At 64.3% G+C, this 17,312-nt stretch carries 19 protein-coding genes and 1 pseudogene; 10 read left to right on the top strand and 10 right to left on the bottom strand.

Features of this window, described 5'->3' with window-relative positions:
- The first annotated feature begins 49 nt into the window (after positions 1-49).
- From K8374_RS06320 to K8374_RS06305, 4 genes are all read left to right on the top strand, one after another.
- The gene (locus K8374_RS06320) at positions 50-370 is read left to right on the top strand and encodes a hypothetical protein (RefSeq protein ID WP_224458339.1); all 321 of its coding nucleotides are present in this window, start codon (positions 50-52) and stop codon (positions 368-370) included.
- Between the two features lie 183 nt (positions 371-553).
- Positions 554-1,114, top strand: a complete 561-nt coding sequence (locus K8374_RS06315) for a Smr/MutS family protein (RefSeq protein WP_224458338.1) — start codon at positions 554-556, stop codon at positions 1,112-1,114.
- A 70-nt stretch (positions 1,115-1,184) separates the two neighbouring features.
- Positions 1,185-1,730, top strand: coding sequence for a GTP cyclohydrolase I FolE (gene folE, locus K8374_RS06310; protein WP_084854950.1), 546 nt, complete (start codon positions 1,185-1,187; stop codon positions 1,728-1,730).
- A gap of 62 nt (positions 1,731-1,792) precedes the next feature.
- A complete protein-coding gene (locus K8374_RS06305; RefSeq protein ID WP_224458337.1) occupies positions 1,793-2,164 on the top strand; it encodes a glutaredoxin family protein in 372 nt (123 codons plus the stop codon).
- A 35-nt stretch (positions 2,165-2,199) separates the two neighbouring features.
- On the opposite strand, the gene K8374_RS06300 is transcribed toward K8374_RS06305, so the two are convergent.
- Entirely contained in the window at positions 2,200-2,802 is a 603-nt protein-coding gene (locus K8374_RS06300) for a glutathione S-transferase family protein (protein ID WP_084854948.1), read from the bottom strand.
- 144 nt (positions 2,803-2,946) lie between these two features.
- Here K8374_RS06300 and K8374_RS06295 point away from each other — a divergent pair, with 144 nt between their 5' ends.
- Complete coding sequence (locus tag K8374_RS06295; protein WP_224458336.1) at positions 2,947-4,137, top strand: benzoate/H(+) symporter BenE family transporter; 1,191 nt, start codon at positions 2,947-2,949, stop codon at positions 4,135-4,137.
- A gap of 108 nt (positions 4,138-4,245) precedes the next feature.
- On the opposite strand, the gene K8374_RS26410 is transcribed toward K8374_RS06295, so the two are convergent.
- From K8374_RS26410 to K8374_RS06285, 3 genes and pseudogenes are all read right to left on the bottom strand, one after another.
- Positions 4,246-4,950: a methyl-accepting chemotaxis protein gene (locus K8374_RS26410; protein ID WP_411969632.1), complete on the bottom strand. Its 705-nt coding sequence runs from the start codon at positions 4,948-4,950 to the stop codon at positions 4,246-4,248.
- Between the two features lie 204 nt (positions 4,951-5,154).
- Positions 5,155-5,331, bottom strand: a pseudogene (locus K8374_RS26405) (HAMP domain-containing protein); the annotation flags it as partial.
- A gap of 1,066 nt (positions 5,332-6,397) precedes the next feature.
- On the bottom strand, positions 6,398-7,795 hold the full coding sequence (locus tag K8374_RS06285) for a PLP-dependent aminotransferase family protein (RefSeq protein WP_224458334.1): 1,398 nt from the start codon (positions 7,793-7,795) through the stop codon (positions 6,398-6,400).
- Between the two features lie 352 nt (positions 7,796-8,147).
- Between K8374_RS06285 and K8374_RS06280 the strand changes: the two genes are divergently transcribed.
- Together K8374_RS06280 and K8374_RS06275 are read left to right on the top strand one after the other, a co-directional pair.
- Positions 8,148-9,305 (top strand): MFS transporter, encoded by a 1,158-nt coding sequence (locus tag K8374_RS06280; RefSeq protein ID WP_224458333.1) that lies wholly within the window; start codon positions 8,148-8,150, stop codon positions 9,303-9,305.
- A gap of 254 nt (positions 9,306-9,559) precedes the next feature.
- Complete coding sequence (locus K8374_RS06275) at positions 9,560-10,405, top strand: lipopolysaccharide kinase InaA family protein (protein WP_224458332.1); 846 nt, start codon at positions 9,560-9,562, stop codon at positions 10,403-10,405.
- A gap of 3 nt (positions 10,406-10,408) precedes the next feature.
- Here the strand turns inward: K8374_RS06275 and K8374_RS06270 are convergent, their stop codons facing one another.
- Positions 10,409-11,170, bottom strand: coding sequence for an SDR family oxidoreductase (locus K8374_RS06270; protein WP_224458331.1), 762 nt, complete (start codon positions 11,168-11,170; stop codon positions 10,409-10,411).
- Here K8374_RS06270 and K8374_RS06265 point away from each other — a divergent pair.
- Positions 11,163-11,336, top strand: a complete 174-nt coding sequence (locus K8374_RS06265; RefSeq protein ID WP_224458330.1) for a hypothetical protein — start codon at positions 11,163-11,165, stop codon at positions 11,334-11,336. The two genes, K8374_RS06270 and K8374_RS06265, sit on opposite strands and share 8 nt — an antisense overlap.
- 115 nt (positions 11,337-11,451) lie before the next feature.
- Positions 11,452-12,453, top strand: coding sequence for an NADP-dependent oxidoreductase (locus tag K8374_RS06260; protein ID WP_224458329.1), 1,002 nt, complete (start codon positions 11,452-11,454; stop codon positions 12,451-12,453).
- Positions 12,454-12,640: 187 nt separating this feature from the next.
- On the opposite strand, the gene pyrF is transcribed toward K8374_RS06260, so the two are convergent.
- Positions 12,641-13,342, bottom strand: a complete 702-nt coding sequence (gene pyrF, locus K8374_RS06255) for an orotidine-5'-phosphate decarboxylase (protein WP_084854940.1) — start codon at positions 13,340-13,342, stop codon at positions 12,641-12,643.
- 181 nt (positions 13,343-13,523) lie between these two features.
- Between pyrF and K8374_RS06250 the strand changes: the two genes are divergently transcribed.
- Positions 13,524-13,691, top strand: coding sequence for a DUF2897 family protein (locus K8374_RS06250; protein ID WP_084854939.1), 168 nt, complete (start codon positions 13,524-13,526; stop codon positions 13,689-13,691).
- Between the two features lie 45 nt (positions 13,692-13,736).
- Here the strand turns inward: K8374_RS06250 and K8374_RS06245 are convergent, their stop codons facing one another.
- From K8374_RS06245 to rfbB, 4 genes are all read right to left on the bottom strand, one after another.
- Entirely contained in the window at positions 13,737-14,084 is a 348-nt protein-coding gene (locus K8374_RS06245; RefSeq protein ID WP_224458328.1) for a ComEA family DNA-binding protein, read from the bottom strand.
- Between the two features lie 187 nt (positions 14,085-14,271).
- On the bottom strand, positions 14,272-15,153 hold the full coding sequence (gene rfbA / locus K8374_RS06240) for a glucose-1-phosphate thymidylyltransferase RfbA (protein ID WP_224459281.1): 882 nt from the start codon (positions 15,151-15,153) through the stop codon (positions 14,272-14,274).
- Positions 15,154-15,158: 5 nt separating this feature from the next.
- Entirely contained in the window at positions 15,159-16,055 is an 897-nt protein-coding gene (gene rfbD / locus K8374_RS06235; RefSeq protein ID WP_224458327.1) for a dTDP-4-dehydrorhamnose reductase, read from the bottom strand.
- Positions 16,052-17,122 carry a dTDP-glucose 4,6-dehydratase gene (gene rfbB / locus K8374_RS06230; RefSeq protein WP_224458326.1) on the bottom strand — a complete coding sequence of 357 codons (1,071 nt, stop codon included), beginning with the start codon at positions 17,120-17,122 and terminating at the stop codon, positions 16,052-16,054. Before rfbB ends, rfbD begins: the two co-directional genes overlap by 4 nt.
- Between the last annotated feature and the right edge of the window lie 190 nt (positions 17,123-17,312).

The raw sequence follows: 17,312 nt of genomic DNA, 5'->3' as shown, positions 1-17,312 counted from the left end.
CAAGGGCCGGGCCCAGGTCGAATTCCGGATACCCACAGAGGACATCGGAATGAAGCTCAAAGGCAGTCTCGACGCCAAGCGCCTGCGCCCGCGCGAGCCGCGCAACTGGGGCGCGCGCCTGGCGGCCGGCCTGTCCGCCCTGGTGGCGACCCTGGGCATCCTCCTGGCCATGGCCGGCATCGCCGGCCTGCTGGGCAACTACGATGCCCTGGCCGAACTCAACGCCAACCGTCCCCTGGCCGTGACGCTCACGGTCGGCGGGCTGGTGCTGCTGTACCTGGGCGTGCGTTTCTGGCGGCGTAGCCGTATCCGCCTGCGCCGTGGGCATGGGCTGAACCTGGCGCCGCACCTGATGAAAAAGCACGACTGACGATGTGATCACCGGCTTCCCCTGTGTAGGAGCGGCCTTGTGCCGCGAAAGGGCTGCGAAGCGGCCCCAGGATCTGGGCCATTGCACAGAACGTTGGGGCCGCGCTGCGGCCCTTTCGCGGCACAAGGCCGCTCCTACATACAAGCGCTTTCGCGTACACTACGCCGCCCACGTGGAGGCAGCATGCAAGACGACGATTTTTCCCTGTTCCAGGCCGAAATCCGCGGCGTGAAACCGATCAAGCACGACCGCGCCGATGTCGGCAAGCCCAAGGCCGACCGCAAGCAGCTGGCCGGCCTGCGCCAGGCCGCGACGGTGCGCAGCGACCAGCCCCTGGTGATCGACGGGCTGTCCGACCAGTTCGTCATCGATGTCGGCGCCGAGGACGAGCTGATGTGGCGTCGCGACGGCGTGCAGGAAAGCCAGATCCGCAAGCTCAAGCTCGGCCAGATCGCCTTCGAGGGCAGCCTCGACTTGCACGGCATGACCGTGGAGCGGGCCCGCGAGACGCTCTGGGACTTCATCGCCGAAGCCACCAAGCTGGAAGTGCGCTGCGTACGCGTCACCCACGGCAAGGCCGCGCGCCTGGATGGCAAGCGCCCGATGATCAAGAGCCACGTCAACACCTGGCTGCGCCAGCACCCGCAGGTGCTCGGCTTCGCCTCCTGCCAGCCCCGCCACGGCGGCACGGGCGCGGTGTACGTGATGCTCAAGCGGACCATGCTCGAAGGCCGCGACGAGTGACGCCGCGCTTGCAGCATGGCCCTGGCCGCCGTACCCTTCGTCTTTGCGATTAATCCCCACAGGTAGATCCATGTCCCTGGAACAGAACTACACCGAGATCCTCAGCCAGCTCGGCGAGGACGTCTCCCGCGAAGGGCTGCTCGATACGCCCAAGCGGGCCGCAAAGGCCATGAAGTACCTTTGCCGCGGTTATGAACAAACCCTGGAAGAAGTCACCAACGGCGCGTTGTTCACCTCCGACAACAGCGAGATGGTGCTGGTCCGGGACATCGAGCTGTACTCGATGTGCGAACACCACATGCTGCCCTTCATCGGCAAGGCCCATGTGGCCTACCTGCCCAAGGGCAAGGTCCTGGGCCTGTCGAAGGTCGCGCGCATCGTCGACATGTTCGCCCGCCGCCTGCAGATCCAGGAAAACCTCAGCCGCCAGATCGCCGAGGCCGTGGAGCAGGTGACCGGCGCCGCCGGCGTGGCCGTGGTGATCGAGGCCAAGCACATGTGCATGATGATGCGCGGTGTGGAAAAACAGAACTCGACCATGATCACCTCGGTGATGCTCGGCGAATTCCGCAGCAATGCGGCGACCCGCAGCGAGTTCCTCAGCCTGATCAAGTGATCGGCCGGTGATTGCGAGCCGACCCTTGGGGGTCGGCTTTTTCATGTCTTCAGGAGTTGCCCATGATCGTCAAAGCCTTGCGGGTCGGCCTCGGCCAGCTCATCGTGTTCGGCGACTGGATCAGCCGCCCGGCCAAGCGCAAGCGCGACGCCGCGGCCCAGGCCCGTGTCGAGCAGGAGGCCAAGGGCCTTGCGCTGTACCAGTTCCATGCCTGCCCGTTCTGCGTCAAGACCCGCCGCACCCTGCACCGCCTGAACGTGCCGGTGCAATTGCGCGATGCGAAGAACGACCCGGTGCATCGCCAGGCCCTGCTCGAGGGCGGCGGCCGGGTGAAAGTGCCGTGCCTGCGCATCGAGGAAGCGGGCCAGGTGACTTGGATGTACGAGTCCAAGGACATCATCGCCTACCTGGACAAGCGCTTCTCGGCGATCTGACGGGGATTCTGGGCCCGGTATGCAAGCGGGGCCGGTCAATCGACCATCGGCACATGCCGCGGATGGCTCGCCACCCGCGCCAGCCAAGCCTGCACCGCCGGGTACTCGGCCAGGTCGAACCCACCTTGATGGGCCACATGGGTGTAGGCATACAACGCCACATCGGCGATCGAATACTGCTCTCCCACCAAGTACGGCGTCATCTGCAGCTGCCGCTCCATCACCTTGAGCGCCTTGTAGCCGCCCTTGTGCAGCTTGCGGTACTCCTCCACACGCTCATCCGGCAAGCCCAGGTAGAACTGGATGAAGCGCGCCACGGCAATGTAGGGCTCGTGGCTGTACTGCTCGAAGAACTGCCATTGCAGCACCTGGGTGCGCAGGCGCGGTTCGCTGGGCAGGAACTCGCTGCCGTCGGCCAGGTAGTTGAGGATGGCGTTGGACTCCCACAAACAGGTACCGTCCTCGAGCTGCAGCACCGGCACCTTGCCGTTGGGGTTCATGGCCAGGAACTCGGGCGTCTCGGTCTCGCCCTTGAGAATGTCCACCGGATGCCATGTGTAAGGGCGGCCCAGCAGGTGCAGCATCAACTTGACCTTGTAGCAGTTGCCCGACTGGTAATCCCCATAAACCTTGTACATCACCCCTTCCCTCTCGTGCAGTTGCGCAATCGTGCCCAATAGTTGGCGACTGTACGGCTAAATGCAATGGTTGCTGTATGGCAAGCATTGCGCCGGGTCACGGTACGCTGAAAAAACTGCTTACACGTTTACAAGGACTTTTCCATGACCGATGCCACCTCCGCGCCGTTGCGCCCCTTGGCAGACAGTTCCCCGTCGGCCGTCGTCGCCGGCTTCATCGCCATGCTCACCGGCTATACCAGCTCGCTGGTGCTGATGTTCCAGGCCGGCCAGGCCGCAGGGTTGACCAGTGCGCAGATCTCCTCGTGGATCTGGGCCCTGTCAATCGGCATGGCGGTGTGCAGCATCGGCCTGTCGCTGCGCTACCGCACACCGGTGACCATCGCCTGGTCGACCCCGGGCGCGGCGCTGCTGATCACCAGCCTGGGCGGGGTCAGCTATGGCGAGGCCATCGGTGCCTACATCACCTGCGCGGTGCTGGTACTGATCTGCGGCCTGACCGGCAGCTTCGAGCGCCTGGTGCGGCGCATCCCGGCGTCCCTGGCCTCGGCCTTGCTGGCCGGGATCCTGTTCAAGATCGGCAGCGAGATCTTCGTCGCCGCCCAACACCGCACCGTACTGGTCCTGGGCATGTTCTTCAGCTACCTGGTGGTCAAGCGCCTGTCGCCGCGTTATTGCGTGCTGGCGGCGCTGCTGGTGGGCACGGCGCTGTCCGGTGCCCTGGGCCTACTGGACTTCAGCGGCTTCCACCTGGAGGTGGCGAAGCCGGTGTGGACCACCCCGAGCTTCTCGCTGGCGGCGACCATCAGCATCGGCATCCCGTTGTTCGTGGTGGCCATGACCTCGCAGAACATGCCGGGCGTGGCCGTACTGCGCGCTGACGGTTACCAGGTACCGGCCTCGCCCTTGATCTCGGCCACCGGCCTGGCCTCGCTGCTGCTGGCACCGTTCGGCTCCCACGGCATCAACCTGGCCGCGATCAGCGCGGCGATCTGTACCGGGCCGCATGCCCATGAAGACCCGAGCAAGCGCTACACCGCCGCGGTGTGGTGCGGGATCTTCTACGGCATCGCCGGCGTGTTCGGGGCCACGTTGGCGGCACTGTTCGCGGCCCTGCCCAAGGAGCTGGTGCTGTCGATCGCCGCGCTGGCGCTGTTCGGTTCGATCATGAACGGGTTGAGCGTGGCCATGGGCGAGGTGCGCGAGCGGGAGGCGGCGTTGATCACCTTCATGGTCACGGCCTCGGGGTTCACCTTGTTTTCCATCGGCTCGGCGTTCTGGGGGATCGTGGCGGGGGTGCTGACCTTGATGATCCTGAGCCCGCGCCGGGGCTGATTGATTTATCGGCAGTAGCGGCCCTATCGCGGGACAAGCCCGCTCCTACAAGTTTCGCGTATTCCCTGTAGGAGCGGGCTTGTCCCGCGATAGGGCCGGTACAGGCGATCACAACCTGAAGTGCCCCACCATTCCTTTCAGCTCATCGCCCAACTGCGCCAGCTCCACACTGGACCGGGCATTGTCCTGCATGGCCAACGCCGCCTGGTCGGCACTGCCACGGATCTGCGTGACGCTGCGGCTGATCTCCTCGGCTACCGAACTCTGCTGCTCTGCCGCTGCGGCGATCTGCTGGTTCATTTGCTGGATCAATGAAACCGCTGCGGCGATGCTGCCCAGTGCGCTTTCAGTGTGCAAGGCATCGGCCACCGCCAGGCGCACCAGCTCGGTACTGCCACGGATCTGCGCCACCGACTGGGCCGCATTGCCACGCAGGCTGGCGACCAGGCGCTCGATTTCCTCGGTGGACTGCCGGGTACGCCGGGCCAGGGCCCGTACTTCATCGGCCACCACCGCGAAACCACGCCCCTGCTCCCCGGCCCGGGCCGCTTCGATGGCCGCGTTGAGCGCCAGCAGGTTGGTCTGCTCGGCGACGCTCTTGATCACTTCGAGCACATCGCCAATGGTGTGGATCTCGTCGCTGAGGCTGTCGATGCTGGCGCTGGCCGTTTCCGCCGCTGCCGCCAGCTGCTCGATGCGCTGCATGCTCTGACGCACCACCTGCTGGCCGGACTCGACCTTGTCGTCGGCGCTCTGCGCGGCCTGGGCGGCCTCCTCGGCATTGCGCGCCACATCGTGCACAGTGGCGGTCATCTGCTGCATGGCCGTGGCCACCTGCTCGGTTTCTTCCTTCTGGCTGCCCACCTCACGGTTGGTCTGCTCGGTGACCGCCGACAGCGCCTGGGCGTTGCCGGCCAACTGTTCGATGCCCTGTTGCAGGCCGCTGACGATGCCGGACAGCCCCGCCGCCATCTGCTGCATGGCCAGGGTCAACTGGCCGACCTCGTCGCGCCGGGTGGTTTCGGTGTCGATCGCCAGGTCGCCGGCAGCGATGCGCTGGGCCCGGGCGATCACCCGCTTGAGCGGGCCGACCACGGCACGGGTGATCAACCAGGCCGCCAGCACACCGACCAGCAGCGCCAAGGCCGTGGCCAGGCCGATGGCGACGGTGCTGCGGGCCAGCTCGCCCTGCATGGCCTGCTCCTGGGCGGCGTAGGCCTGGTCGACCCGCGCGGTGACCTGTTCGGCGCGGGCCTGCAACTGCGCCTTGATGCCCTGCTCCTTGGCCAGCAGGTCGGTGTATTCGTTGAGCTTTTCCGAGAAGCTGGCGATGTGCCCGGCCACTTCACCCAGCACGCTCTGGTAACCGGCATCGGCCACCGAGCCCTTGAGCTGCTCGACCAGCGCGCCGGCCTCGACGGTCTGGGCGATACGCCCTTCGTTGACCGCCTCCTCGCCCTTGCGCCCCTGCTCCAGGCGCACCCGCGCCTCGTCCATGGCCTGCAGCATCAACCGCGACACCTGGGCCACCTGCCCGGCCTGCTCGAGGAACTCGCTGCCCTGCTGGCCCTGGGACTGCTTGAGGGTATAGGTGCCGTCGTCGGCCAGGCCCATCTGCAGCACATCGAGGTTGTTGGCCACGCTGGACACCGACCAGCTGGCCATATCCAGGGCCAGCTCCTTGGCCTGCACCGCTTCGACGAAGACGTCGAAGGCCTGGCCATAGGCGCTGAGGTCGGCTTGGGCGGCGGCCAGGGCGGGCAGGTTGCCGGCGCGTTCGACCAGGCTTTTGAGGTCATTGCGCAGGGCTTCGGCTTCCTTGATGTCCGAGCGCAGGGCGAAGGATTGCTCATGCTGGCGCAGCTTGAGCAGGTCGGTGTTGAACTGGCTCATCTGGCGCAGGCTGTCGAAGCGCTGGCCGACGCCGTGGAGGGCGAAGATGCCGATGGCGGCGACCGCCAGGGTCAGCAGCAGGACCAGGGCAAAGCCCAGGCCGAGCTTGCGGGCCATGCCCAGGTTGGCCAGCACACCGTGTTGGGTTGCCCTCATTGCCTTTTCCCCCTGCGTTTTAGGGCCGCTGTGCGGCCCATCGCGGGGCAAGCCCGCTCCTACAGGGATCGCGCATTCCTGTGGAGCGGCCTTGTGCCGCGATGGGCTGCAAAGCAGCCCTTTTGTTATCGTCCAAGAGTGGCAACAGCTGGCCTCTGTCCACAAGGCCCAACCCTCACAATGGTGTCAAATAGCTATGACCCTGTCGCTTTCAGCATGCTGAAGGTCGCCCTGCGTGCCGAAAGAACGCCTGGGCACGTGGGTCCTGCCCGTAAGCGACGTTGATCCGCAGCCAGTCGCTGGGCGCGCCCTCAGGGTCGAAGGCGCTGCCCGGCGTCAGCAGCACCGCATGCTCCAGGGCGATGCGCTCCAGGCTGGCAAAATCCCGCCCCGGCGACCGGGCCCAGACGAACATGCCGCCATAGGGCTCGCAGAACACCTCCCAGCCAAACGCCTCCAGTTGCCCCAGCACCTTGGCCATGTGCTGCCCCAGGCGTACCCGCAGGCGTTGCACGCTCTTGCGGTAGCTGCCAGTGGCGAGCATCTGCCCCACCACCTGCTCGGCGAAACGCGAGGTGCCGATGCCGGTGACCATCTTCAATTCGGCCAGGCGCGCGATCAGCGCGGCATCGGCCACCAGGTAGCCGACCCGCAGGGAACTGCTCAAGGTCTTGGAGAAGCTGGCCATGTAGATCACCCGCTGCTCGCTGTCGAGGGTAGCCAGGCGAGTGGCCGGGCCGTCCTGGAAGTCGGCGTAGAGGTCGTCCTCGACGATCCGCAGGTCATGTTCCCGGGCCAGCTCCAGCAGGCGATAGGCGACCTTGGGGGTCAGGCTGGTACCGGTCGGGTTGTGGTACAGGCTGTTGATGAACAGGCAGCGCGGGCGATGCTCGGCCAACAGCCGCTCGAGGGCCGCCAGGTCCGGGCCGCTGGCCGTGCGCGGCACCGGCAGCATGCGCACCTGGTGCTGGCGCAGCAGGTTGAACAGGTTGTAGTAGCCGGGGCTTTCCACCAGCACCGTGTCGCCTGGGCGCAGCAGGGTGCGCACCAGCAGGTCGAGGGCGTGGCTGGCGCCCTGGGTGGTGAGGATGCGCTCCGGGCCGGCGGGGATGTCCAGGCGGGCCAGGCGCTTGTGCAACTGCTGGCGCAGGCTGGCCAGGCCCAGGGGTGGGCAGTAGTCGAACAGGTCTTCTACGCTGCCGCGGCTGACTTGGCGTATGGCCTGGGCCAGCTCGGCGTTGGCGCGCCAGGCGCCGGGCAGCCAGCCGCAGCCGAGCTTGAGCAGCTCATGGTGGCCTTCGCGAAACTGGCGCCAGCTGCCGTCGCCGGCCTCGCCCCAGGGTTGGGCGTCTTCGACCGCGAGCCCGGGTTTACGCTCGGCGACGAAAAAGCCGGTGCCGTGGCGCGCCTCCAGCCAGCCGCCAGCGACCAGGCGGTCGTAAGCCTCGATCACGCAGGATGCACTGACCGCCAGCGTGCGCGCCTGGGTGCGGATGGAGGGCAGGCGTGCGCCGGGGCGCAGGCGCTGGTGTTCGATCCAGGCCTGGAGCTGGTCGGTGAGCTGTTGCACCAGAGGGGTGGTGGATTGGCGGTCCAGGTGGATGGGCATGGCAAGTGTTCGCTGTTTTTTGGCGAACAGTTAAGCATAAATGGCATGAGCGTGTGCCTTGTTGATGGTGGTGGGTTGAGAGCAATGTGCCCATACCCGGCGCCCGCCTAACGATTTGATTTTACGGACCCGGCCCTGCCACCGCGGCGGTATGGCAAGGGCTCTGCCCTTGATCGCGGGACAAGCCCGCTCCTACAGGGGGCAGCGCTAATCAGTGGTTCTCTGCATGACAGCGTGTCCGAAGGGCTGGGTGATCTGCGAACGGTGTTCACCATTGGCACCATGCACATCGGACTGTGTGGGAGCCGGCTTGCCGGCGATTGCGCCAGTACAGACAACCAAGGATACCCAGATGCCTACCCGCTCAGCCCCGGCCCGCCTGGCCTTCGCCCTCTGCCTGATCACCCTGGCGGTCAACCTCCAGGCCCCGTTGTACATCGCCTACGCCGATCTCTCCGGCCAAGGCGCGGCCGCCACCGCGGTGGCCTTCTCCGGCTATGTGCTGGGCGTGCTGCCGGTGTTGCTGGCCCTCGGCGGCCTGGCCGACCGCATCGGCCGACGCCCACTGATCCTCGCCGCCCTGGCCCTGTCGATGGTCGCCACCGTGCTGATGTTGTTGGCCCCCGGCCTGCACACCCTGGGCCTCGCCCGCCTGTTCCTCGGCCTGGGCACGGGCCTGGCTTCGGCGACCGCCACCGCCTACATGGGCGAACTCATGGCCGGCGGCGACACCGGCCGCGCCGCCAACTGGGTCACCGCCAGCACCTCCCTGGGCTTCGGCCTTGGCGCTTCGCTGACCAGCCTGTTCCTGCTGAGCGGCCCGACCCTGACGCCCGGCAGCTTCCACCTGCAGCTGGCCCTCGCCGCTCTCGCCCTGGCGCTCGTCTGGCGCCTGCCCGACCCACGGCCCGCACAACGCAGCGCCATGCTGCGCCTGCCCTGCTACCCCGCCGGCAGCCTGGCCTACGGCCTGGCCATCCTGCTCGCCTGGGCCTGTGTCGGGCTGGTGATCGCCCTGCTGCCCGGCATCCTGCGACAACACGGCCTGAGCGCCTGGTCGGGGTTCTCCACGTTCTGCGTGATCAGCTGCGGCGTGCTGTTCCAGCCCATGGCCCGCCGCCTGCCCAGCGCCCGCGCCACCCTGCTGGGGCTGGTGATCCTGCCGTGCAGCTATGCCCTGCTGGCGTGGGGTGCCGACAGCGGGCATCTGCTGGCCGTGCTGGCCGGCGCGGTGGCGGCCAGCAGCGCGTGCTACGGGTTCATCTACCTGGGTGGGCTGGCCGCGGTGAACCAACTGGCCGGCACCGAGAAAACCCGCGCCAGTGCGGGGTTCTTCCTGCTGGCCTACCTGGGGTTCAGTTTGCCGGTGATCTTTACCGGCGTGATCAGTGACCGGCTCGGTTCGCGGACGGCATTGGTGGTGTTTGGCGCTGCGTTGTTGCTGGGGTGTGTAGCGGTGATGATGTCGAGGCGAGATAGCGCTGTTCGCAAGGCAGCGCAGCCTTTGTAGACCCAGGGCAACGGTGGCCAGCAAGGCCCCTGTAGGAGCGGGCTTGCCCCGCGATCACGGGCGCAGCCCGTGCCATGCCACCGCGAAAGCAGGCCGGGCCCAATCGCGGGACAAGCCCGCTCCTACAACATCGAACAACGCCGAGAGGACAGCCATAGATAGGAGCGCGTGTAAATTTAAATTTGCAACAGAAAGGTGAAATAACTGTAATATTACAAAGAGTGATGGCATTTTGATACTTACAAGGATGTAGCGTGGTCCGCAATACCCCAGAATGGTCCAATGATTTTCCGCATGTCGTGAAGCACCAACGCACCACTCTGCATTTCAAAGCTCCTCTGCGTCCCCATACCCGACATGCTCTCGAGCGGTTGATCGACCAGGCCAGCCGCAGCAAACGCGTCAGCACGCCTCTCGATTGCCCGGAGCGAGCATTCTTCACCAAGCGTGAAAAGCTCGACTCACTGAAGAAGAAATGGCGCGTGCAAAGAGGTCGCCCAAAACGCAATGGCATGTTCGATTGGCCGCTCGAAGAACTGATCAACACCCAAGAGGCTTCGCGACGCGGCGCTCGTGTCCCCCCCTTGGTAGGGTATGGCTATAGCCGCTCCAAGCTCGGGCTGGTGCAGGACCTGTTCCTGATTACCCAACACCTGGATGAATATCACGATGGGCTGGCCATACTGCGCCAGAGCCCAGAGGCGATCGACAACATAATCCAGGCTGCTTTCGAATTGCTGCACGCTCTCCATAGCCTGGGCATTACTCATATGGACCTATGGGCTGCCAATATCATGTTGCCAACCCAACCTGGCGCCCAGCCCCAAGCCATCGATCTCGAAAATAGCTTCCACGTCCCAACAGACTTCCTTGGTGAAACGCTGGGCTTCCAGTTCGGGTTCTTCTATTTCCGCGAAGTCTACCGCTACATCACCGAAGCCGATTACGACACCCAGGTGGAACAAGCCCTCTCACACTATTTCCCACATATCGACCGGGAGGCATTCGAGCGGGTATACCGGATTGCCAAGCACCAGGACATCGGACGATTGGAGCGTCGCGATATCTTTCTCACAGGCACCGTCAACGCCCAGTACTGATGCTTAGATAGCCATGGCCCCACCGTCCACAGCCAGGCTATGCCCCGTGGTGAACGCCGCCCCATCGCTGCACAGGTACAGCACCGCACTGGCGATCTCCTCCACCTTGCCGATGCGCCCCACCGGGTGCATCGCCGCGGCGAACTCCGCCTTGCGCGGGTCTGCCTCGTAGGCGCGGCGGAACATGTCGGTGTCGATCACCGCCGGGCACACCGCATTCACCCGAATGCCTTTCTTGGCGTATTCGATCGCCGCCGACTTGGTCAGGCCGATCACCGCATGCTTGGAGGCGCTGTAGATGCTCATCTTCGGCGCCGCGCCCAGCCCCGCCACCGAGGCCGTGTTGACGATGGCCCCGCCACCGGCGGCCAGCATCAGCGGCAACTGGTACTTCATGCACAGCCACACGCCCTTGACGTTCACCCCCATGATCGCGTCGAACTCCGCCTCGCTGCCCTCGGCCAGGCGGCCCTTCTCGATCTCGATGCCGGCATTGTTGAAGGCATAGTCCAGGCGACCATAGGCCTCGATGACCTGCTCATGCAGCGCCTGCACCTCGCGCTCGCGGGTAACGTCGCACGCCAGGAACAGCGCTTGCCCACCCGCCTCGTGGATCAGCGCCACGGTCGCTTCGCCGCCGGCCACATCACGGTCGGCCACCACCACCTTCAAGCCCTCGCCGGCGAACGCCAGCGCCGTCGCCCGGCCGATCCCCGCCCCGCCACCGGTGACCAGGGCAACCTGGCCGGAAAAGGTCATGCTCATTGCTGGCTCCTGCATGCTGGTTGTTGTGCAGGGGGAGTCTAGACAGATCATGCGGCCGCTGGGCAGCAGGATCATTCGGGTGGATCAGGGTGTATTTACAGCGGATGTGGTGCTTGCTCCGAAGCGCACCAGGGGCTATCAAGTGGTTGAACTGGAAGAATCGTGATGCCTCCATCGCGGGACAAGCCCGCTCCTACAGTGGATTCAGCGTTATCCCTGTAGGAGCGGGCTTGCCCCGCGATTGCGCCGGCACTGCCAACCCCAAACCCAAGGGAACCCCCATGGCCCACACCAACCGCCGCTTCCTGCTGACCAGACGCCCCGTCGGCGCCGTACGCCGCGACGACTTCACTTACGAACAAGCCCCCGCCCCCGAGCCCGCCGAAGGCCAGGTGCTGGTCAAGAACCTCTACCTCTCCCTGGACCCCGCCATGCGCGGTTGGATGAACGAAGGCAAGTCCTACATCCCACCCGTGGCCCTGGGCCAGGTGATGCGCGCCCTGGGCGTAGGCGAAGTGATCGCCTCCAAGCACCCCGGTTTCCAGCCCGGCGACCACGTCAACGGCCCGCTCGGCGTGCAGGACTACTTCACCGGCGAACCCCAGGGCCTGTACAAGATCGACCCACGCCTGGCCCCCCTGCCCCGCTACCTCTCGGCCCTGGGCATGACCGGCATGACCGCCTACTTCGCCCTGCTCGACGTCGGCCAGCCCAAGGCCGGCGAAACCGTGGTCATCTCCGGCGCCGCCGGCGCGGTGGGCAGCATTGCCGGGCAGATCGCCAAGCTCAAGGGCTGCCGCGTGGTCGGTATCGCCGGTGGCGAAGCGAAGTGCCGCTACCTCAAAGAGGAGCTCGGCTTCGACGGCACCATCGACTACAAGGCCGAAGACGTGCTGGCCGGCCTCAAGCGCGAATGCCCCAAAGGCGTGGACGTGTACTTCGACAACGTTGGCGGCGACATCCTCGACGCCGTGCTCAGCCGCCTGAACTTCAAGGCCCGCGTGATCATCTGCGGGGCCATCAGCCAGTACAACAACAAGGATGCCGTCAAAGGCCCGGCCAACTACCTGTCGCTGCTGGTGAACCGCGCACGGATGGAAGGCTTCGTGGTGATGGATTACGCCAAGGAGTACGGCAAGGCCGCCCAGGAGATCGCCGGCTGGCTGGCCAGTGGCGAGGTGAAGAGCAAGGAAGATGTGGTGGCAGGGTTGGAGACCTTCCCCGAGACGCTGCTCAAGCTGTTCAGCGGGGAGAATTTCGGGAAGCTGGTGCTCAAGGTTTGAGGCATGTGTCCGTCAGTGCCGGCCTGATCGCGGGGCAAGCCCGCTCCTACAGAGGCCAAGTCGGCCATATGTCTATGACAGGCACCCTACCTATGGGCTGCGCTGTCGCAGAACCCGCGGCCGGCGCTGCCCCTGTGGGAGCGGGCTTGCCCCGCGATTGGGCCGCAACGCGGCCCGCCTCGCACAATCAACCGCGAATTTCAGCCACCACCGCCGCCAACGCCTGCGCCGGGTCCGCCGCCTGGCTGATCGGCCGCCCGATCACCAGGTAATCCGACCCCGCATCCAACGCCTGGCGCGGCGTCAGGATCCGCCGCTGGTCATCCTGCGCACTGCCCGCCGGGCGAATCCCCGGGGTCACCAGTTGCAACGACGGGTGCGCCGCCTTCAACGCCGGAGCCTCCAGCGCCGAACACACCAACCCGTCCATCCCCGCCTTCTCGGCCAACGCCGCCAAACGCAGCACCTGCTCCTGCGGGTCGACATCCAGGCCGATACCGGCCAGGTCTTCACGCTCCATGCTGGTCAGCACCGTCACGCCGATCAGCAGCGGCTGCGGCCCGCTACGCTTGGCCAACTCTTCACGGCAGGCCGCCATCATGCGCAGGCCACCGGAGCAATGCACGTTGACCATCCACACCCCCATCTCGGCCGCAGCCTTGACCGCCATCGCCGTGGTGTTGGGGATATCGTGGAACTTGAGGTCGAGGAACACCTCGAAGCCCTTCTCGCACAACGTCTCGACGATGCCCGAAGCGCTGCTGGTGAACAGCTCCTTGCCGACCTTCACCCGGCACAGGGCTGGATCGAGCTGGTCAGCCAGCTTCAGGGCGGCCTCACGGGTAGGGAAATCCAGGGCGACGATCAGGGGCGTCTGGCAGGCGGACATGGGTAGGGTCTCTTGGCAAGTCGAAAACGGCGCGCATTGTAAACGAAGTGGCACCACCTTGGGGGGCCACGGGTCACGAGAATTGGCCCGGCACCCAGTCGCTCCTATAATTGAACCAACGGATACACGGCAGCTCGAAACTGAAGGAGCACTGCCCTCCACGGTCTGCAAGGAGAACATCATGCCCTGGTATGCCTGGTTGATATTGATCATAGCCCTTGGCTCGATCGTGGGCGGCCTGTTGCTGCTGCGCGACACGGCCAAGAAACTGCCCCTGACCGAAGAGCAGCTGAAGAAAATCCACGAACGCAATGCCGAAATGGACGCCAAAGAGGCGAAAGACCGCTGATGCTCCTTGATGGCCGACCCAGCGGACCGGCCATCATCCCTACCGTTACTCCGCTACCACCAACTTGTCGCGGTTACGCTCGAGCAGCGCATTGCCGATGCCCTTGATTTCCAGCAACTCATCCACCGACGTGAACGGCCCGTGGGCCTCACGGTAGGCCACGATCGCCTCGGCCTTGGCCTTGCCGATGCCGTTGAGCTCCTTTTGCAGGGTCAGGGCGTCGGCGGTGTTCAGGTCGAGTTTGGCCGGTTGAGACTCCACTGCAGCTGTCACCACCTGAGTGGCGGACAGCTCGGTGACAGGCGCAGGGGTTGCGTTGGGCGCAGCGCTGAGCGAGAAGGACAGGCCGGTGAACAGCGGGAGGAGCAGGTAGGAAAGGATGGTGTTGCGCATTGAGTGGCACTCCTGTGAGGTTGAATGACGAGGCAGCATTTCCTGGCTGCCCGACACAACTTAGCCCTTCAGGAGGCGGTGGGATAGCGGTGCGTGAGGGGGAATGGTTACGAGATTTAGACGTTACGGCGTGTGTCCCACTTCCTGGGGAAAGGTCGTACAGGAAGTGGGAACGGGGCGTCCGAGATCAGTAGATTTTTTCTTGCAGCAGGCGCTTCAGGTATTGGCCATAGCCGTTTTTGGCCAGCGGTGCGGCCAGGGCCTCGAGCTGCTCGGCACCGATCCAGCCCTGGCGGAATGCGACCTCTTCAGGGCAGGCCACCTTCAAGCCTTGGCGGCGTTCGATGGTTGCGATGTACTGGCTCGCTTCCAGCAGCGAATCATGGGTACCGGTATCCAACCAGGCGTAGCCACGTCCCATGATTTCCACAGACAGGCTGTTGCGCTCCAGGTAGATGCGATTCACATCGGTGATTTCCAGCTCGCCACGTGGGGATGGCTTGATGCCCTTGGCGATCTCAACCACGTCTTGGTCATAGAAATACAACCCGGTCACGGCATAGCTGGACTTCGGCTGAGCAGGCTTTTCTTCGAGGCTGATGGCCTTGCCATTGGCATCGAATTCGACCACGCCATAACGCTCCGGGTCATGCACGTGGTAAGCGAACACGCTGGCGCCGCTGGTACGCTTGCCCGCGTTACTCAACAAATGTTGGAAATCGTGGCCGTAGTAGATGTTGTCGCCCAGCACCAGCGCCGATGGATCGTTGCCGATGAAGTCTTCACCAATGATGAACGCCTGCGCCAAGCCATCGGGTGAAGGCTGAACAGCGTAGGAAATATTCAAACCCCACTGCTCCCCGCCACCCAGCAACTGCTCGAAACGCGGCGTGTCCTGCGGAGTCGAGATGATCAGAATGTCCCGAATCCCAGCCAACATGAGCGTGGTCAAAGGGTAATAGATCATCGGCTTGTCGTAGACCGGCAGCAATTGCTTGGAAATTGCCAAGGTCGCCGGATGCAGACGAGTACCCGAACCACCCGCCAGAATGATGCCTTTACGTTTCATTGCCGTTATTTCCCTTGTATTTCCGTCAGCATCCGTGCCACGCCCTGTTGCCATTCAGGAAGCCGCAGGCCGAAAGCTTTCTCAAGTTTATGCGTATCGAGACGCGAATTGGCCGGCCGCTTCGCCGGTGTGGGGTAGGCGTCGGTGGTCAGAGCGTTGACCGCCTCAGCGGGCACCTTCAGCGCCACACCGGCCGCAGCAGCGTGCTCCAGCACAAAACGGGCATAGCCACACCAAGTCGTCTCCCCTGCTGCGGCCAAATGATAGAGCCCAGACAATGCAGCATCGTGGCGGACCGCGACAATAGCGTGCGCAGTTACGTCAGCGATCAGTTCCGCGCCGGTAGGTGCGCCAAACTGGTCATCGATAACGCCCAAGGTGTCGCGCTCCGTGGCCAAGCGCAGCATGGTGCGGGCAAAGTTATTGCCACGTGCCGCGTATACCCAGCAAGTACGGAAGATCAGATGCTTGCAGCCCGAAGCCTGTATCGCCTGCTCACCCGCAAGCTTGCTCTCGCCGTATACGTTGAGCGGCCCTACTTCATCCGTCTCCTGCCAAGGCGTCACGCCCTGCCCGGGGAAGACGTAGTCGGTGGAGTAATGCACCAACAGCGCCCCGGAAGCCGCTGCGGCTTGTGCCAGCACGCCAACGGCCTCGGCGTTGACCCGGAAGGCCTGCTCCCGCTCGGACTCAGCCTTATCCACCGCCGTGTAGGCAGCAGCATTGACGATGACATCCGGCGCCCAGTCCTGAACAGTGCGGGCAAGGCCTGGCAGGTCAGCCAAGTCGCCACAATAGGATTCACTACGGGAATTGAGCGCCAGGACCTCGCCCAACGGCGCCAGGCTTCGCTGCAGCTCCCAGCCAACCTGACCATCTTTGCCTAGCAGCAGGATCTTCATGCATTACGCCCGCTGTAGTTCTTCTCGACCCAGTCACGGTAATTGCCGGATTGCACGTTCTCGACCCACTGCCAGTTATCCAGGTACCACTGCACGGTTTTGCGAATGCCGGTCTCGAAGGTTTCCGCTGGCTTCCAGCCCAGGTCGCGCTCCAGTTTACGAGCATCGATGGCATAACGACGGTCGTGCCCTGGGCGATCGGTCACGAAGGTGATCTGCTCGCTGTAGGCCTTGCCATCCTCACGCGGGCGCAGCTCATCGAGCAAGGCGCAAACGCGATTGACGATCTCCAGGTTCGGCTTCTCGTTCCAGCCGCCGACGTTGTAAACCTCACCCACCTTGCCCGCCTCAAGCACACGGCGGATGGCGCTGCAGTGGTCTTTGACGTACAGCCAATCACGGATCTGCTGGCCATCGCCATATACCGGCAGCGCTTTACCACCCAAGGCGTTGACGATCATCAAGGGGATGAGCTTTTCCGGGAAATGGTACGGGCCGTAATTGTTCGAGCAGTTGGTGGTCAGCACCGGCAGGCCGTAGGTGTGGTGATAGGCACGGACCAGGTGGTCGCTCGCAGCCTTGCTCGCCGAGTACGGGCTGTTGGGCTCGTATTGGTGCTTTTCAGTGAACGCTGGCTCGTCGGCGGCCAGGGAGCCATACACTTCGTCGGTGGAAACGTGCAGGAAGCGGAAAGCCTGCTGAGCATCGCTCTCAAGGCCTTTCCAGTGGCCGCGCACAGCCTCGAGCAGGCGGAAGGTGCCGACGATATTGGTCTGGATGAAATCTTCAGGACCGTGGATCGAGCGGTCCACATGGGATTCGGCGGCGAAATTGATCACCGCTCGCGGCTTGTGCTCGGCCAGCAGGCGCTGCACCAGCTCGAAATCACCGATGTCGCCCTGTACGAACTGGTGCTGGGGGTTTCCTTCCAGGCTCGCGAGGTTCTGCAGGTTGCCTGCGTAGGTGAGCTTGTCTAGGTTGATCACCGGCTCATCCGATTGAGCCACCCAGTCCAGTACGAAATTTGCGCCGATGAAGCCGGCTCCGCCGGTTACCAAGATAGTCATTTTTCAGGTCTTTTCAGTTGTTTCGCGAAAGGGATGACGGGACTTCCTTGCGCCCAAACGTTGGGCAGTCCTGCTGGGGGCCGTCTTCATGTAGCCTCTGAGGGCATCAATGCACATACGTCCGATCATAATTCAGCGGAGGATACAGCTCGCGGGGGCTGAATACCTCACGAGCCGGATTGTACATTGA

The sequence above is a fragment of the Pseudomonas sp. p1(2021b) genome (assembly GCF_020151015.1).
Lineage (GTDB): Bacteria > Pseudomonadota > Gammaproteobacteria > Pseudomonadales > Pseudomonadaceae > Aquipseudomonas > Aquipseudomonas putida_K.
This window is presented reverse-complemented; position numbering and strand designations above follow the sequence as displayed.

Coding starts and splice junctions, on each gene's coding strand:
- K8374_RS06295 (WP_224458336.1), top strand. CDS start 2,947: ATGACCGATGCCACCTCCGCGCCGTTGCGCCCCTTGGCAGACAGTTCC.
- folE (WP_084854950.1), top strand. CDS start 1,185: ATGTCCCTGGAACAGAACTACACCGAGATCCTCAGCCAGCTCGGCGAG.
- K8374_RS06260 (WP_224458329.1), top strand. CDS start 11,452: ATGGCCCACACCAACCGCCGCTTCCTGCTGACCAGACGCCCCGTCGGC.
- K8374_RS26410 (WP_411969632.1), bottom strand. CDS start 4,950: ATGACCGCCACTGTGCACGATGTGGCGCGCAATGCCGAGGAGGCCGCC.
- K8374_RS06245 (WP_224458328.1), bottom strand. CDS start 14,084: ATGCGCAACACCATCCTTTCCTACCTGCTCCTCCCGCTGTTCACCGGC.
- K8374_RS06270 (WP_224458331.1), bottom strand. CDS start 11,170: ATGAGCATGACCTTTTCCGGCCAGGTTGCCCTGGTCACCGGTGGCGGG.
- K8374_RS06300 (WP_084854948.1), bottom strand. CDS start 2,802: ATGTACAAGGTTTATGGGGATTACCAGTCGGGCAACTGCTACAAGGTC.
- rfbA (WP_224459281.1), bottom strand. CDS start 15,153: ATGAAACGTAAAGGCATCATTCTGGCGGGTGGTTCGGGTACTCGTCTG.
- K8374_RS06320 (WP_224458339.1), top strand. CDS start 50: ATGAAGCTCAAAGGCAGTCTCGACGCCAAGCGCCTGCGCCCGCGCGAG.
- K8374_RS06315 (WP_224458338.1), top strand. CDS start 554: ATGCAAGACGACGATTTTTCCCTGTTCCAGGCCGAAATCCGCGGCGTG.
- K8374_RS06305 (WP_224458337.1), top strand. CDS start 1,793: ATGATCGTCAAAGCCTTGCGGGTCGGCCTCGGCCAGCTCATCGTGTTC.
- rfbD (WP_224458327.1), bottom strand. CDS start 16,055: ATGAAGATCCTGCTGCTAGGCAAAGATGGTCAGGTTGGCTGGGAGCTG.
- rfbB (WP_224458326.1), bottom strand. CDS start 17,122: ATGACTATCTTGGTAACCGGCGGAGCCGGCTTCATCGGCGCAAATTTC.
- K8374_RS06280 (WP_224458333.1), top strand. CDS start 8,148: ATGCCTACCCGCTCAGCCCCGGCCCGCCTGGCCTTCGCCCTCTGCCTG.
- K8374_RS06265 (WP_224458330.1), top strand. CDS start 11,163: ATGCTCATTGCTGGCTCCTGCATGCTGGTTGTTGTGCAGGGGGAGTCT.
- K8374_RS06250 (WP_084854939.1), top strand. CDS start 13,524: ATGCCCTGGTATGCCTGGTTGATATTGATCATAGCCCTTGGCTCGATC.
- K8374_RS06285 (WP_224458334.1), bottom strand. CDS start 7,795: ATGCCCATCCACCTGGACCGCCAATCCACCACCCCTCTGGTGCAACAG.
- pyrF (WP_084854940.1), bottom strand. CDS start 13,342: ATGTCCGCCTGCCAGACGCCCCTGATCGTCGCCCTGGATTTCCCTACC.